The sequence below is a fragment of the Pseudomonas fluorescens HK44 genome (assembly GCF_000217955.3).
Lineage (GTDB): Bacteria > Pseudomonadota > Gammaproteobacteria > Pseudomonadales > Pseudomonadaceae > Aquipseudomonas > Aquipseudomonas fluorescens_AQ.
Genome location: NZ_AFOY02000017.1, coordinates 78,167 through 94,455, shown reverse-complemented (window position 1 = coordinate 94,455; position 16,289 = coordinate 78,167). Strand labels below are relative to the sequence as shown.

Annotated in this window: 15 protein-coding genes; 12 read left to right on the top strand and 3 right to left on the bottom strand. The window is 60.3% G+C overall.

What is annotated here, in order from left to right:
* Positions 1 to 57 precede the first annotated feature (57 nt).
* The 6 genes from HK44_RS21165 (at position 58) to HK44_RS21140 (ending at position 5,621) form a co-directional block, all read left to right on the top strand.
* The gene (locus tag HK44_RS21165) at positions 58 to 1,959 is read left to right on the top strand and encodes a sensor histidine kinase (protein ID WP_019693376.1); all 1,902 of its coding nucleotides are present in this window, start codon (positions 58 to 60) and stop codon (positions 1,957 to 1,959) included.
* The gene (locus HK44_RS21160; protein WP_019693377.1) at positions 1,956 to 3,284 is read left to right on the top strand and encodes a sigma-54-dependent transcriptional regulator; all 1,329 of its coding nucleotides are present in this window, start codon (positions 1,956 to 1,958) and stop codon (positions 3,282 to 3,284) included. The genes HK44_RS21165 and HK44_RS21160 overlap by 4 nt, the downstream gene beginning before the upstream one ends.
* Positions 3,285 to 3,311: 27 nt before the next feature.
* Complete coding sequence (locus HK44_RS21155; RefSeq protein ID WP_173859969.1) at positions 3,312 to 3,641, top strand: GlpM family protein; 330 nt, start codon at positions 3,312 to 3,314, stop codon at positions 3,639 to 3,641.
* A 273-nt stretch (positions 3,642 to 3,914) separates the two neighbouring features.
* Positions 3,915 to 4,835, top strand: coding sequence for an arginase (locus tag HK44_RS21150; RefSeq protein ID WP_019693379.1), 921 nt, complete (start codon positions 3,915 to 3,917; stop codon positions 4,833 to 4,835).
* On the top strand, positions 4,832 to 5,206 hold the full coding sequence (locus HK44_RS21145) for a transporter (RefSeq protein ID WP_019693380.1): 375 nt from the start codon (positions 4,832 to 4,834) through the stop codon (positions 5,204 to 5,206). The genes HK44_RS21150 and HK44_RS21145 overlap by 4 nt, the downstream gene beginning before the upstream one ends.
* Positions 5,207 to 5,237: 31 nt before the next feature.
* Complete coding sequence (locus tag HK44_RS21140) at positions 5,238 to 5,621, top strand: EamA family transporter (protein WP_242031584.1); 384 nt, start codon at positions 5,238 to 5,240, stop codon at positions 5,619 to 5,621.
* 140 nt (positions 5,622 to 5,761) lie between these two features.
* Here HK44_RS21140 and HK44_RS21135 read toward each other — a convergent pair whose 3' ends face one another.
* A complete protein-coding gene (locus HK44_RS21135) occupies positions 5,762 to 6,631 on the bottom strand; it encodes a fatty acid desaturase family protein (RefSeq protein ID WP_019693382.1) in 870 nt (289 codons plus the stop codon).
* Positions 6,632 to 6,740: 109 nt separating this feature from the next.
* Positions 6,741 to 7,511, bottom strand: a complete 771-nt coding sequence (locus HK44_RS21130) for a MipA/OmpV family protein (protein ID WP_019693383.1) — start codon at positions 7,509 to 7,511, stop codon at positions 6,741 to 6,743.
* A gap of 227 nt (positions 7,512 to 7,738) precedes the next feature.
* Here HK44_RS21130 and HK44_RS21125 point away from each other — a divergent pair, with 227 nt between their 5' ends.
* Genes HK44_RS21125 through HK44_RS21100 form a run of 6 tightly spaced genes read left to right on the top strand, consistent with a single transcriptional unit; the run spans position 7,739 to position 15,012 of the window.
* Positions 7,739 to 8,461, top strand: a complete 723-nt coding sequence (locus HK44_RS21125) for an MtnX-like HAD-IB family phosphatase (protein WP_019693384.1) — start codon at positions 7,739 to 7,741, stop codon at positions 8,459 to 8,461.
* A complete protein-coding gene (locus HK44_RS21120; protein WP_019693385.1) occupies positions 8,454 to 9,848 on the top strand; it encodes an aspartate aminotransferase family protein in 1,395 nt (464 codons plus the stop codon). The genes HK44_RS21125 and HK44_RS21120 overlap by 8 nt, the downstream gene beginning before the upstream one ends.
* Positions 9,845 to 10,708, top strand: coding sequence for an alpha/beta hydrolase (locus HK44_RS21115; protein WP_019693386.1), 864 nt, complete (start codon positions 9,845 to 9,847; stop codon positions 10,706 to 10,708). Before HK44_RS21120 ends, HK44_RS21115 begins: the two co-directional genes overlap by 4 nt.
* Before the next feature lie 14 nt (positions 10,709 to 10,722).
* Entirely contained in the window at positions 10,723 to 11,847 is a 1,125-nt protein-coding gene (locus HK44_RS21110) for a GNAT family N-acetyltransferase (RefSeq protein ID WP_019693387.1), read from the top strand.
* A complete protein-coding gene (locus tag HK44_RS21105) occupies positions 11,847 to 13,625 on the top strand; it encodes a sensor histidine kinase (protein WP_019693388.1) in 1,779 nt (592 codons plus the stop codon). The genes HK44_RS21110 and HK44_RS21105 overlap by 1 nt, the downstream gene beginning before the upstream one ends.
* On the top strand, positions 13,615 to 15,012 hold the full coding sequence (locus HK44_RS21100; protein WP_019693389.1) for a sigma-54-dependent transcriptional regulator: 1,398 nt from the start codon (positions 13,615 to 13,617) through the stop codon (positions 15,010 to 15,012). Before HK44_RS21105 ends, HK44_RS21100 begins: the two co-directional genes overlap by 11 nt.
* Before the next feature lie 181 nt (positions 15,013 to 15,193).
* Here HK44_RS21100 and HK44_RS21095 read toward each other — a convergent pair whose 3' ends face one another.
* Positions 15,194 to 16,228, bottom strand: coding sequence for an alpha/beta fold hydrolase (locus tag HK44_RS21095; RefSeq protein WP_019693390.1), 1,035 nt, complete (start codon positions 16,226 to 16,228; stop codon positions 15,194 to 15,196).
* Positions 16,229 to 16,289 lie beyond the last annotated feature (61 nt).

The window sequence follows — 16,289 nt, the reverse complement described above, 5'->3', positions numbered from 1 at the left end:
GCTCGACTGAAACGAGCGCAGGCCCGCCGCCACACTGGTTGACCCAAGGCATCTGTGATGAAATGCGACTCCACTCTCTATCGCGCAGCGCCGCCATCACTTGCCGTGAAACCCCGTCTGATTCGCCACCTGTTTCTACCACCGCTGGTCATCTTGCTGATGATTGGGCTGGGTTACGTCGGCTTCTGGGTCAGCGAGCATTACGGGATTCGCAGCCTCAGCGAGAACGGTCAACGGCAGCTGGAACTGCACGCCCGCGCGGTCGAAAGCGAGATCAGCAAATACACCTACCTGCCCAGCCTGCTGGAACTCGAATCGAGTGTTTCAGAACTGCTGGCCGACCCTACGCCCGAGCACCGGCAAGCGGTCAACAATTACCTCGAAGGCCTGAACCGGCGCAGCCGCAGTCGCGCGATCTACGTGATGGACACCACCGGTCGGGTTCTGGCCACCAGCAACTGGCGCGATGTCGACAGTTACCTCGGTGAAGACCTGTCCTTCCGTGCGTATTTCCAGAATGCCGTACGCGGTCAGCCCGGTCGTTTCTACGGCATCGGCAGCACCAACGGCGAGCCCGGCTACTACCTGGCGCATGGCCTGGAAGAGCAAGGCAAAATCATCGGCGTCGCAGTGGTCAAAGTCCGTCTCGAAGCCATGGAAGAACGCTGGCAGCGTGCACGCCTGGAAGCCTTCGTCAGCGACGAGAATGGCATCATCATTCTGTCCAGCGACCCGGCGCGGCGGCTCAAATCGGTTCGCCCGCTCAGCGACGACACCAAGGAACGCCTGGCGCGCAGCCTGCAATACTACTGGTACCCGCTCAATGAACTGGAACCGCTGGCGCGCGAGCGACTGTCCGAAGGCGTGGAAAAAATCACCTTCCCGGCCAACGCCGAACTGGTCTCCGATGAACAGGAAATCAGCTACCTGTCGCAGACCCGTCCCTTGAGCGACACGCCGTGGAATTTCACCCTGCTCACACCACTCGGGGATTTGCGTCGTGAAGCGATCAACCAGGGCATCCTGGTCGCGGTAGCCTTCGCGCTGGTGGCGTTCCTGCTGATTGCCTGGAACGAACGGCGTAAAGTCATCGCCACCCGCCTCGCCGCCCGTGAAGCGCTGCAAGAAGCCAACAATCAGCTTGAACGCAAGATTGCCGAACGCACCACTGACCTGCGGGCCAGTAACGAGCGCCTGAAAAGCCAGATCCGCGAGCGCCGCCAGGCCGAAGAAACACTGCGTCGGGCTCAGGACGAACTGGTACAAGCGGGCAAACTGGCGGCCATCGGCCAGATGTCCACCAGCATTGCCCATGAATTGAACCAGCCGCTGGCCGCGTTGCGCACCTTGTCCGGCAATACCGTGCGCTTTCTTGAGCGCGGTCAGCTGGACATTGCCAGTGCCAACCTGAAAACCATCAACGATCTGATCGACCGCATGGGCCGGATCACCGCCAGCCTGCGTTCCTTTGCCCGGCGCGGCGACGACCAGGGCCAGGCCAGCCTCGGCAAAGCGGTGGACGCCGCCTTGCAGTTGCTCGGTGCACGCCTTGAAAGCGCTCACCTGCTGTTGCACCGTGAGTTGAGCGACGTGCAAGTACAGATCGACCAGACCCGCCTGGAGCAGATCCTGGTCAACCTGATCGGCAACGCCCTGGACGCCATGCAAGCGCAGCCATTGCCCGAGCTATGGCTGGAAGGTGATGTTGTCGACGGCAAATATCGCCTGCGCGTCCGCGATAACGGCCATGGTATCGACGCCGAAACCCGCAAGCATTTGTTCGAACCATTCTTTACCACCAAACCCGGCGAACAGGGCCTGGGCCTTGGCCTGACCCTGTCGGCGAGCCTGGCGGCCGCCACCGGCGGTCACCTCGGCGTCGAGCACCCGGCCAGCGGTGGTACCGCTTTCGTCCTCAGCTTACCGTTGGTAAGCCCCCTTCCCGCCGAGCCGATATGAACAACGATCTTAGTGTGCTGATCGTCGAAGACGATCCCCATGTCCTGCTCGGTTGCCAGCAGGCCCTGGCCCTGGAAGACATCCCCTGCGAAGGCGTTGGCAGCGCTGAAGAAGCCCTGGCACGGGTCGGTGACAACTTTGCCGGGATCGTCATCAGCGACATTCGCCTGCCGGGCATCGATGGCCTGGAACTGCTGAGCCGCCTCAAGGCCCGTGACCGTAGCCTGCCGGTGGTGCTGATCACCGGCCATGGCGACATCTCGATGGCGGTTGGCGCAATGCAAAAAGGCGCCTACGACTTCATGGAGAAACCATTCTCCCCCGAGCGCCTGGTCGACGTCGCGCGCCGCGCCCTGGAGCAACGCAGCCTCGCCCGTGAAGTGACCTCGTTGCGCCGGCAGTTGGCCGAGCGCGATTCCCTTGAGGGTAGGATCATCGGGCGCTCGCCCGCCATGCAACACCTGCGCGAGCTGATCGCCAACGTCGCCGACACCTCGGCCAACGTGTTGATCGAAGGCGAGACCGGCACCGGCAAAGAACTGGTCGCGCGTTGCCTGCACGACTTCAGCCGCCGTCAGTCGCAGCAATTCGTCGCGCTGAACTGCGGTGGCCTGCCGGAAAACCTGTTCGAAAGCGAAATTTTCGGTCATGAAGCAAATGCATTTACCGGCGCCGGAAAACGCCGGATCGGCAAAATCGAACATGCCAACGGCGGCACGTTGTTCCTCGATGAAGTGGAAAGCATGCCACTGCCGCTGCAAATCAAACTGCTTCGGGTATTGCAGGAGCGCACGCTGGAGCGGCTCGGCTCGAACCAGAGCGTTGCGGTCGACTGCCGGGTGATCGCGGCAACCAAGTCTGACCTCGACGACTTGAGCCGCGCCGGTCAGTTTCGCAGCGACCTGTATTACCGTTTGAACGTAGTGACACTGGAATTGCCGCCGCTGCGTGAGCGCCGCGAAGACATCCTGCAATTGTTCGAACACTTCTTGCAGCAATCGTCCCTGCGCTTTGACCGTGCGCTGCCTGAGCTGGACAACCAGACCCTGTCGAACCTGATGAGCCACGACTGGCCCGGCAACGTGCGCGAGCTGCGTAACGTCGCCGAGCGTTTTGCCCTCGGTTTGCCAGCCTTCAAGAAGTCCGGCAGCGGTGGCGCCGCCCAAGGCCTGGCGTTCTCCGAAGCGGTGGAAGCCTTCGAACGTAACCTGCTTAACGATGCCTTGCAGCGCAGCAGCGGCAACCTGACCCAGGCCAGCCTGGAACTGGGCATGGCCAAGACCACGCTGTTCGACAAAGTCAAAAAATACGGCTTGAGCCACTAACCCACTGCGAGACGTTCCGTGGATCTACTGTTGAAAGCTGCACTGGGCGCCGCGGTGGTGGTGATCCTCGCCTTCCTCGCCAAAACCAGAAACTATTACATCGCAGGCCTGGTGCCGCTGTTTCCGACCTTTGCGCTGATTGCCCATTACATCGTCGGCAAGGGCCGCTCGCTGGACGATCTGAAGACCACCATCGTGTTTGGCATGTGGTCGATCATTCCGTACTTCGTTTATCTGGCGACCTTGTACGTGATGGTGGATCGCCTTCGGCTGGAGGCCTCGCTGGCGGTGGCAGCGCTCGCGTGGCTGATGGCGGCGACGGTGTTGGTTTCTGTTTGGGTCCGCGTTCACGCCTGACCACAACCCCCTGTGGCGAGGGAGCTTGCTCCCGCTGGGCAGCGAAGCGGCCCCCAATACGGCTGGCAGGGTATATCTGACGAAATGTGGTTGCAGATTTTACGACTGCTGCGCGCGGACCGGCCGGCGGGAGCAAGCTCCCTCGCCACAATGAAACAGCGTTCCGATCGTGGCTGGCCCGTCCCTTGCATTTACCCGTTAAAGCCTACCCGGCCTGCGTTAGTGATTGATCAAACAGGTCCTGGAGGGCGCTGCCATGGGTAAAGACACGTTTTGAATATATTGGATCTCGACCACAGCCTCACAGCCCAGGCACCGATTGCCCGACTGCTGGAAAGCGGTCGCGCCAAGCGTCTGGACCTGCTCGATCTGGGCCCCAAACTGCGTTTGTGGTCCAGCGAGAAAAACTATCGACGTTTTTCCGAACGCCTGCGCCAACGGCCGCCGCATACGGGCCCTCAGCCGGAAATCTTCTTTATGGGTTCTGGTGACTACCACCACCTGACTCCGGCCTTCCTCGCCGAGATTACCGAGCCGGTCAGCCTGATTCATTTCGACAACCATCCCGACTGGGTACGTTTCGCGCCGCGTCGGCATTGCGGTTCATGGGTCAATCGTGCGCTCAAGCTGCCGAACATCAAACGCATCGTCACCCTCGGGCCGTGCAGCGATGACCTGCATAACCCGCAACTGCGTGGCGGTAACCTCGGCGCGCTGAAGCGTGGCGACTTGCAGCTGTTCCCCTGGCAGCACCCGCCGTCCCAGGTCTGGGGTTTGATCGGCGATGGCGCCGGGCATCAACAGCGGGAAAACCTGCTGCACTGGCGTAACCTGGCCGACCTCGACTGGCCGGTGTTTCTCCAGCAACTGATCGAGAGTCTGCCGACTGAAGCGGTGTGGATCACCATCGACAAGGATGTGCTGGCCAGTGAAGACGCCGCAACCAACTGGGATCAGGGTGGCATGCGGCTGACACACTTGCTGCAAGCCCTGCGCATGTTGGCCGCGAGCAAGCGAATCCTCGGCATCGATGTCTGCGGCGAGTTCGCCCAACCAGCCTTCAGCAACGCGTTCAAGCGTTGGGAAGCCAAGTCCGACCAGCCGCCTCCCGAGCGCTGGAGCGAAGACGATCTGCTGCGAAACGCGGCAACCAACCAGGCGCTGATCAGCCTGTTCGAGGAGTTATTTCCGTGACCTTGACCGTGGTGTTATTGGTGGCGTTTTCGATTGTTCTGGACGTCATCGGTCAGCTCTGTTTCAAGCTGGGCCTGGACCGTTTACCGGAGCTTGAAGGCGGCTTTCGACTGAATGCATTCTGGGGCCAGGTGTTTAACGCGCCGTTGCTCTGGTGCGGGATCGGCGCCTACGCCATCGAGTTCTTTGTCTGGCTCGAAGCCCTGTCCCGCGCGCCGCTGAGCCTGTTGTTTCCATCTGCGGCATTGGCTTATTGCGGCGTGGTGCTGGCGGGCAAAGTGGTGCTCGGTGAAACCGTCAGCCGTCGGCGCTGGCTGGGCACCGTGGTAATTACGGCGGGCGTGATGCTCGTGTGTGTCGCCCATGTCTGAAGCTCAATCAATGATGGAGAGGAACAACGCAATGGGTTGGCTGCACGGACGTCTGGGCACCGTGGTGCTCTGGATGCTGCTGATCGGGTTTGAAAGTGGCGGTCAGATCGCCACCAAAGTCGGTGGCGATCAACTGGGGCAGATGGACTTCAACCTCCAATGGCTGGCGGCCGTGGCCGGTAATCCTGGGGTGCTGACGGCCATCGCCTGCTACATCGGGGCGTTTTTCGTCTGGATGTTGATCCTGCGGCGCAGCAGCCTGTCGCTGGCGTTTCCGCTGAGTTCGCTGGTGTTTGTCGGCGTGTTGCTCGGCTCGTGGCTCGGCCTCGGCGAGCAGATCAGCCCGCTGCACTGGCTGGGCGTGGCGGTGATCATGGGCGGGATAGCGTTGCTGGCGGAAGGCGAAGAAACCTGAAACACCACTATCCCCTGTGGCGAGGGAGCTTGCTCCCGCTCGAGTGCGAAGCGCTCGCAATCCGCGCGCCCAGATGTGTCTGACCCACATGATTTCAGGGCCGCTTCGCGGCCCAGCGGGAGCAAGCTCCCTCGCCACAATCAGCGTTTCGGCTGGTGGGCCGTCAGAAAGCCCAGTCCGTGTGACACCGGGATTACCTTCACCCCCGCCATACGTTGCTGCTCGGCAATTTCGCGGTGAAACGCCTTGACCTGGGTCCAGTGCATTTTCGGCCGATAATGGTGCTCGGCGTGATAGCCGTTGTTCATCCAGATCAGGTTGTAAAGCACGCTGTAGCTGCTCACGCCCCAGGCGATCGGCAAGTCCGGATTACCGCCAAAATGCTCGTAATACCCATTGAGCGACGACAACGCCTGGCCCAGATACCAGAACGGCAGCAACAGCAACACCGCATGCCAGTCATAGAACGCCAACGCCACATACGCCGCCACGGTCACATAAATCTCGACCTTGACCCAACGTGCATCGCCGGGCCGCTTGCGCTGCATTTCTTCGTAGAACGGCTTGGGATCATCGCGGAAAAAGCTGAGAAAGGTGTACGACCAGGGGTTTTCAGGCTGCCCATCCTTGCCGCGCAGGTAGATCGACAGCGGATCGACGGTTTTTCCGTGCGCATCCGGCAGGTCTGAGTTACCACGGTGATGGCGATTGTGGATGTCGCGGTAGAGGGTCTGCGAGAAACCGATGGTGACCGACAACAACAGATCGAATGCCCGATTCATCCAGCCAAGGGTGAAGTACGGGTTGTGGATCTGGTTGTGGGAAATGCTGTTGATGCTCCATGACAGGCTGACGGCATAGACCAGCGCCAGCGGCACAAGGGCCCACCACGACAAGTTGTGGAAGGCCAGCACCAACCACAGGACAAACGCCAGATGAGCCCCGCCCAGCGCAATCGGGACCAGATCCCACAGCGAATAGGCGAGGAGACGATACGCGGGACGAGCCATGAAGCACTCCTGAGAAATTGAGTTCTCCACGACTATTGCAAACAGCAGACCAAACTCAACACACACTCCATGATCGTTCCCACGCGGCAGCATGGGCACGATCAGTGTGCTAATCGAATTTGTAGCTGATCGCTGCCTGAACCTCGCCCTGGTTCACGCGGCCCTCTTGTTTGACGATGCTGCTGTCCGCCGCCGAGTTGGTCAGGTGCCTCCAGGTGGCGCTGGTCACCAGCGACCACTTTGCGGCCAGCGGGAACTCGAAGTTCTGGGTCAACGCTACATTCTGCAAGCCGCCACTGGCCTTGTACGGACGGAACTCCGAATCCCGGGCGTCTTTTTCGGAAACACCAAAGAACGTCTGTGTCTGCTGGCGATCGGCAAAATTCGCGGCCAGTTCGCTACTGCCAATGATCCCCAGCCCCAGTGGATAACCCACTTCCCCGCCCACCCGACCGAGCACACCACCCTGGCCGCGGTTAGCGCCCACGGTATGGCCGACGAAAGCGAAAATTCGCCAGAAATCAGCCGGGCTGTACTGAACGAAGCCTCCGGCCTCGCCCATGGCCGACACATTGTGCAGGCCCCGCAGCGTGCCATTGGAGTTACGCCCCGGAATGTAATTGATAAACGGCCCGACACTGAAACCATTGGCTTTCAAGGCACTCCAGGTCAAACCGTCGTCGGTGCTGAGGCTGACATCACCCCAGTCCAGATCGAAGTAAGGCACCGGCACGGTTTCATAACGGCTACCCGTGGGGTCATAGGGCTGATTGCTCATGCCGAGACCGGCCTCACCGGTTATCCCGGCCGCCTGCGCGGTGGCGCAAAAGCCGCCAAGGCACAGCAGGCTGGCCAGCAGGGCGCAAATGTTCCTGAACATAAAGCGATTCCTTATCAGTACAGGCGCGCATCAACCCTCAGGTCAACTTTGCTGCGCAAGCACTCATGTTGTTTGTAGCAACCTACAAAAATTGTAGCCAGCCGGACATATTCCCCGCCCAGCATAACTCAGAGCCCCGAGCTATAGGGCCTGAAACAACTTGGCACATTCCCTGCTCTACCCCGTTGCAAGCGCATCAGCGCGCCCCTGCCCAATAGGTAATGCAGATGATTGATTGGCATATCGTGTGTGATTTCGACGGGACGATCACCCGAACCGACGTCATCGACAGCATTCTCCAACGCTTCGCCGACCCGAGCTGGGAAGCGATCGAGGACGAGTGGCTGAGCGGTGCTATCGGTTCGCGTGAATGCCTCAGCCGCCAGCTTTCGCTGGTCAAGGCAACTCCCGATGAACTGCTCGGGTTCTTCGACAGTGTCGAAATCGATGCCGACTTCCCGGACTTTGTCGACCACGTGGTCGGCCTGGGCGCATCCATCGAAGTCGTCAGTGACGGCATCGAACAAGGTATCGCGCGGATTCTGGCGCGCAACTACGTCAGCCTCCTGCCGATCCTCGCCAACCGCCTGCGCCAGGTCGACAACAATAGCTGGCGCATTGACTTTCCGTATTCGAGCGACGCCTGCCGCGCGGCCTCCGGCAACTGCAAATGCAAATCCACCCCCAGCAGCAAACGCGTGCTGGTGATCGGTGACGGTCAGTCCGACATGTGCGTGGCGTCCACCGCCGACTTCGTATTTGCCAAGGACCGTTTGGCCGAACATTGCGAACGCAATGGCATCGCTTACGCCCGCTTCGACAGCTTCGCCGAACTTCCGGCCTTGCTGGCCAAACTGCCGGCCGGCAGCGCGGCCAACGCCACTGCCTTCGCGCTTGAAACCTCTACTGAACTTTCGCTACAGAATCAGGAACTCTTCCACCATGTCTGATATCCGAATTGCTACCGCAGAAGACCAGATTCTTCTGGAAAAAGAAGCCAAGTATTGCTCCTACGGCGACACGGTTCACTACATCGAACCACCGCGTATTTTCAGTCGTTGCGAAGGCTCGTACGTGTGGGACACCAGCGACCAGGCCTACCTCGACCTGCAAATGTGGTACTCGGCGGTCAACTTCGGTTACGCCAACCCGCGCCTGAACAACGCCCTGAAACAACAGATCGACACCCTGCCGCAAATCGCCAGCCAATACCTGCACAAAGGCAAGATCGAGCTGTCGGAAATGATCGCGGTCGACGCCAAGAACAAGTTCGGCCTCGACGGCCGTGTGCACTTCAACGTCGGCGGTTCGCAGTCCATCGAAGACTCGCTGAAAGTCGTGCGTAACGCCACCAACGGCAAGAGCCTGATGTTCGCCTTCGAAGGCGGCTACCACGGCCGTACCCTCGGCGCCTCGTCGATCACCTCGAGCTACCGCTACCGTCGCCGCTACGGTCACTTCGGTGAGCGCGCCAACTTCATCCCGTTCCCGTACCACTTCCGTGGCCCGAAAGGCATGACCAAGGAAGAATACGGCAGCCATTGCGTGCAGCAGTTCGCCCGTCTGTTCGAAACCGAATACAACGGCGTGTGGGATCCGAAAGTCGGCCAGAGCGAATACGCAGCCTTCTACGTCGAGCCGATCCAGGGCACCGGCGGCTACGTGATTCCGCCAATGAACTTCTACAGCGAACTCAAGCAAGTGCTGGATCAGCACGGCATCCTGATGGTCGTCGACGAAATCCAGATGGGCTTCTGGCGTACCGGCAAGCTGTGGTCGATCGAACACTTCGACGTCAAGCCGGACGTGATCGTCTTCGGTAAGGCGCTGACCAACGGCCTCAACCCGCTGGGCGGCATCTGGGCTCGCGAAGAGCTGATCAACCCGAAGGTCTTCCCGCCAGGTTCGACTCACTCCACCTTCGCCTCCAACCCGCTGGGCACTGCAGTCGGTCTGGAAATGTTCAAGATGACCCACGAAGTCGACTACGGCTCGATGGTCATGGCCAAGGGCAAGTACTTCCTGGACGGTCTGCAGGACCTGCAGAAACGTTACCCGATCATCGGCGACGTCGACGGCCTGGGCCTGGCACTGCGCTGCGAAATCTGCGGCCCGGACGGTTTCACTCCGGACAAGGCGACCCTGGACTTCATGGTTGAAGAAGGCATGAAGGGCGACATCGAAATCGACGGCAAGCGTCTGGGCCTGATTCTCGATGTGGGCGGCTACTACAAGAACGTCATCACCCTGGCTCCGTCGCTGGAAATCAGCTACGAGGAAATCGACCTGGGTATCGCCCTGCTCGACCGCCTGCTTGACCGGGCCATGAAACGATGAACCAAACAGAGATCGATCTCGGCGAAGGTAGTACCGGTTTCGTTCTCGGCAGTGGCGAGGTCGCGGTGTTGTTGATCCACGGCCTGACCGGCACCCCGACGGAGTTGCGTCGGGTTGCCATTGGCCTGGCCAAATCGGGTTGCACGGTGTACGTGCCAACCCTGGCCGGGCACTGCGGTGATAACGCCGACCTGCAAGCCACCGGCTGGCAGGACTGGTACGAAGGTGTACGCAAGACATTCGTGGGTATTCGCCAGCGGCACGAGCAGGTGTTCGTCGGCGGTCTGTCCATGGGCGCGGTCATGTCCATGTATGTTGCCTCCGAGCATCCTGGACAGGTCGCCGGCCTGCTGATGTATTCAACCACCCTGCGCTACGACGGCTGGAGCATCCACAAACTGGCGTTCCTGACGCCCTTGTTGATGAAGATTCCGTTCGGCGTGCATATCTGCAGCTTCGAAGAGAAGCCACCTTATGGCATCAAGAACGAGCGCCTGCGGGCGATCGTCGAACGCCAGATGAAGGACGGTGAAAGCAGCAATGCCGGTCTGTTGACCATGGAAGGCGTCACCGTGCGCGAATTGCACCGGATGAATGCGGTGGTCAAGAAGCGCATGCCGTCGATCAAGACACCGGCCCTGGTGCTGCATTCCATCGAAGACGACATCACCAGCCGCTGGAACGCCGATTACGTCGAACGCCATCTCGGCGGTCCGGTCACCAAGATCCTGCTGGACAACTGCTATCACATGATCACAGTTGACCTGGAATACCGCCGCGTCGTGGACCTGAGCGCGGACTTTGTCCATCAGCTTTCCATGAAGCCCGGCGAGCGCGAAGAGTATCGACAGCTGGCGTAGCTTAAGGAAAAGACGTGATCACTGCGCGTGCCTACTCAACCATCGAGGCCATCGAACGCTGCGCCTGGAATGACTGCTTCCCCGGGGAACTGGAGGACTGGGATTATTACCGGGCGGTTGAACAGGCAGGCGTCGCCAACTTCCAGTGGCGCTACCTTGCCCTCTATGAAGGCAGCACGTTGATTGCCGCAGCTGCTGCATTTACCACGCAATACTCGCTCGACACCACGATGCAGGGTATGGGCAAACGCATCACGCAGCGCTTGCGCCAATGGTTGCCGGGCGTGCTGAATATTCGCTTGTACGCCATCGGATCGCCAGTGACCGAACAATGCCACGCAGGCACCGCCAGCCATATTGCTGGCGACCGGCGTCCGGCGTTGCTGCGTCAGTTACTGACGTTGGCCCGCAACGATGCCGACCAGGCCGGGATCGGACTTCTGGCCGTCAAGGATGCGCCCAGCCACGATCGCCAGTGGATTGAAGTCTGCCGCGAGGCCGGACTGCAAACCATGCCCGGTTTACCGAGTGCAGTATTGCCGATTGCGTTCGGCTCACTCGATGCCTACCTCGGCACACTGGGCAAATCCACCCGTAAGGACTTGCGTCGCAAACTTCGGGCGCAAGGCCCGCGAATCGAATGGCGACGTTCGGTCGACGATGTTCTGCCACAGATGATGCGCTTGTATGAAGCCGCTCTGGCGCGCAGTGATCTGGAGTTCGAACGACTGTCAGCCGAGTACTTCACCAACATCCTCGAACACCTCGACCAACGTGCCGCGTGCGTGCTGTATTGGATGGACAAGCAACTGGTGGCATTCAATCTGCTGTTGCTGGACGAACATCGACTGGTGGACAAGTTTTTTGCCCACGACCTGGAACAGACCCGGGAATACAACCTGTACTTCAGAAGCTGGCTGGCCAATGTCGACTACTGTATTCAGCACAAAATCCCGCTGTATGAGTGCGGCCAGGCCGGCTATGCCAGTAAGCTGCGGCTCGGCTGTAAATTCGAAGGCAACACGCTGTTTTTTCACCACCGCAACGGGTTGCTCAATACATTACTGAAACTCGTGAAACTGTTTGTCCGACCGGATAAATCCGACCCTGCCATGGCTGCTGCGATAAGCGAAACCTGATGATCAAAGTCCGACGCCGTAAAGCCCTGCCCTTCGCCATCTCCCGCTGGAGCCTGCAACGCAAGCTGGTATTGGCATTCTGGCTGGTCAGCGTGATCCCGACCATGATCGCCGCGGAACTGGCGGCCACCACGCTGTCACAGATCTTCGATAGCAACGTGCGCATCTGGTTGCAGGAATCGACCAAGATCGTCGAAGACGAGATCCGCGAAATCCTGCGCGAAAACGCGCGGGTCGCCCAATTGTTGCTGCGCTACACCCGCCCGATCAACGACCGGCTCTCGGCCAGGCACGACCGCCTCAGCGCCGACATTGCCGAAGCCATGGGCATCGACGTCGTGGCGCTGGTACGCACCAGCGATCACAAAGTGCTGTTCAGCACCGTGGCCGACGACATCGTCCAGCAAATCAACACCGCGCCCAAGGCCGTCTTGCAAACCATTCAGGTGACGGGCGCGTCCACCGGCATCCTGGTCTCGACCTACCAGACTACCCAGTCTGGGGTCGACTATCAGTTGGTTCTCGCCAACTACCTGGACAGCAGCTTTCTCACCAGCGTCGCCGATGTACATTCCCTTGACCTGCGGCTGTACCTGGCCAAGGACGAGGACTTCTCGGAAATCTTCGCCACCCAGCGCTTCGAAGATCACCCCATGAAGGTGCCCGAAGACATCGAGCAAATCCTGCGCACCACGAAAAAACCGATCGAACAGTTCACCAATAACTACAGCGGCATCTATCGGCCAATCCTCAATGACAGCGGTGAACTTCAGGGGGTGATCTTCAGTGGCCTGCTGCGCCACAACAGCCTGGTCGGGCTGGTGAACCAGAGCAATCTGTTCATCCTGATTTTCATCCTCAGCTCGGCGCTGTCGCTGGGTGTCGGCTGGCTGGTCTCGCAACGCCTGACCCAGCCCCTGCGCGCGCTATCCAAAGGCGTTCGGGCGGTGATCGACGGCGATTATCGTCAGCGAGTACCGGTCGATGGCAGCGACGAACTGGCCGAACTGAGCAGCACCTTCAACCACATGACCGAACGTCTCGGCGAGTTGCAGCACCTGGAGTCGCAACTGCGCCGCCGTGATCGCTTGCACGCCCTGGGTGAAGTGGCCATGGGCCTGGCCCATGAAATCCGCAACCCGCTGGGCATTATCAAGACCGCGACCCAATTGCTGCACCGTCGCGCCGACCTTCCCGAGACCGACAAACGGCATCTCGAATACGTGGTCAGCGAAGTCAGCCGGATCAACGACCTGATCACCGAGTTCCTCGACTTTGCCAAGCCCAACGCGCCCATGCGCTCCACCCAGCCGGTGCGACCGCTGATTGATGAATTGGTCGGGTTCTGCGCCCCGGAGCTGGCGACTCACAACATCGACGCACGAATCGAAGACAACGCCCCTGGCGCGACCATGTATGCCGACGCACGACAGCTCAAACAGGCTTGCCTGAACCTGGTGATCAATGCCATCGACGCAATGCCTGACGGCGGTCGCCTGACCCTCGGTATAACCAGCGACAAGGCGTACACCGTCATCAGTGTTTCCGACACTGGCCAGGGCATCGAACCGGGCATGCTCGAACGGATTTTTACACCGTTCGTCACCACAAAGGCTTCAGGTACGGGTCTGGGGCTGGCAAAAGTCTTCTCGATCATGGAAAACCATGACGGACGGGTCGAATGCATCAGTGAAAAAGATGCCGGCTCCACATTCAGCCTGTACATTCCGGCCAACGGTGAAGACGACAGCGACGACGAGGACAGTGATGACGCATAACATTCTGGTGGTCGATGACGAGCCCAAGCTTTGCGACTTGTTGGCCTCAGCCCTGAACCAGAACGACATCCAGGTGTTCACCGCCAGCAATGGCCTGCACGCGCTCAAGGTGCTGGAACAGGAAGACATTGACCTGGTGATCAGCGACTGGCGCATGCCCGGCATGGACGGACCGCAGTTGCTGGCGGAAGTCAAAGTGCGCTATCCACAACTGCCGGTGATCGTCATGACGGCCTACAGCACGGTGAAAAATGCCGTGCAGTCGATGCGCAATGGCGCCTTCGACTACATTGCCAAGCCGTTCGACATCGATGAGCTGGACATCACCGTCAACAAGGCGCTGCAATTTCGCGACATTCTCAAAGACAACCAGCGCATGCGCGCCGAGCTTGAAGAACACCAGCAGATCGACAGCCTGGTGGGCGACAGCCCGACCTTCCGTCGAGTGCTGCAAGCAGTGGATTCGGTACGCGAAAGCAATGCGACCATCCTGCTCACCGGCGAAAGCGGCACCGGCAAGGAAATGGTCGCCCGGGCCATCCACAAACACGGCAATCGCGCCGACAAACCCTTCGTCGCAGTGAACTGTGCGGCGATCCCCGAAGGGTTGCTGGAAAGTGAAATGTTCGGCCATCGCAAAGGCGCCTTCACCGGCGCCGTGACGGACCGGGTCGGGCGCTTCATGCAGGCCGACAAGGGCACGCTGTTTCTCGATGAGGTGGGCGACATGCCGCTGGCCTTGCAGGCAAAAATCCTCCGCGCCTTGCAGGAGCGAGTGATCGAGCCGGTGGGCGACCCGCGCGAGCGCAAAGTCGATGTACGAGTGATCGCCGCCACCAACAAGAACCTGCTGGAAGCGGTGGCCAACAAAGAGTTTCGCGAAGACCTCTACTATCGCCTCAACGTGTTCCCGATCCCCCTGCCCGCTCTGCGTGAACGGGTCGAAGACATCGCGCCATTGGCCCGACACTTCGCTCACACCCTGGGCGCCACCGCCGGCAAGCGCATCACCGGTTTCAGCCCGGAAGCCTTGCAGGCCATGGCCAATTATTCCTGGCCGGGGAACATCCGCGAACTGCAGAACTGCGTTGAGCGAGCCACCATCGTGGCCTCGGGTTCAGTGATCGAGGAAGACGATCTGCCGGCGTACCTGTTCGCCTCAAGGCCCACCGTCGACGGCGCCCGCGTGCCCCTCAACGAAGGCACTGGCGTGCCGCCGGACCTCGACGCCGCGCTGGTGGAAGTCGAGAGGTCCTACATTCTTGCCGCCCTGCAACAAAGCAATGGCGTGCAAGCGGCCGCCGCGCAACTGATCGGCATCTCGGAGCGCAGCTTCTGGTATCGGCTGAAAAAACTCGGGATCCATGTGGACAAAATCGTCCGCTGAAACCCTAGGCGCGGTCCCTGTGGCGAGGGAGCTTGCTCCCGCTGGGCCGGTCCGCGTTCGGGCGAAGCGGCCCTAAACCCGTCACCGCGTACTTTCAGATAGAAACAATCTGCGACTGCTGCGCAATCGAACGGGAGCAAGCTCCCTCGCCACAAAGGCGTATCTTCAGGTGCGTTGACCGTTACAACAGATTCGGCGCCTGCACCGGATCGATCTGCGCCCAATGCGAGGTGTCCTCACGATGGGTTTTCAGGTACGGCAACACTGCCGCCAGTAACGGCGCCTTGAACGCTTCCTGAAAACGATGGGCCAGCCCTGGAATCAGCTTCAACTGACTGCCCTGGATATGCGCCGCCAGATGAATGCCATGCATCACCGGCAACAGCGGATCAGCGGTGCCGTGCACCACCAGGGTTGGCACCCGCAGCTGGTTGAGCAGCCCCACCCGGCTCGGTTCGGCGAGGATCGCCATGATCTGGCGCTTCACGCCGTCGGGGTTGAACGCCCGGTCGTACGCCACCGCCGCCTGATGCAACAGCGCCTGACGATCATCACTCACCTGCGGACTGCCCAGTGCTGCCAGCAGATCGGCCTGTTGCTCCAGTGCAACCTCACGGCTCGGCGCACTGCGCCGTGAGAGCAATTGCACCAGCGCCGCATTCGGCGCCGGCAGCCCTTCGGCACCGGAACTGGTCATGATCAGCGTCAGGCTCTCGACCCGCTGCGGTGCCATGGCCGCCAGGTGCTGGGCGATCATCCCGCCCATGCTCGCGCCCAGCACATGAAATTGCTCCACATGCAGCGCATCCATCAGGCCCAGCGCGTCGTCCGCCATATCGGTCAGGCTGTACGGCGCCGCTACGGGTAATCCGAGTTTGTAGCGCAGCACCTCAAAGGCCAGGTTGGCGTTGGCCGGAGCCTGACGCCAGGTCGACAGCCCGACATCGCGGTTGTCATAGCGAATTACCCGAAAACCCTGCTCGCACAGCGCCACCACCACCTCGTCCGGCCAGTGAATCAACTGGCCACCCAGGCCCATCACCAGCAGCAACGCAGGATCGGACGCCCGACCGATGCTCTGGTACGCGAGGCTGACCTGCGCCAGATCGACCCGCTCGGTCGGAACATTGACGTCGCAACGCGACGCCGCCAGAGACGGTAAGCCGAACAGCAGCGCGGCCAGAAAAACCGCAGTTGAAAAAAATCGTACCCGCATGAAAAAACACCGAAACGCAGAACCCCAGTAGAACGCGAGTCTGATGAAGTTTGTTCAAGCG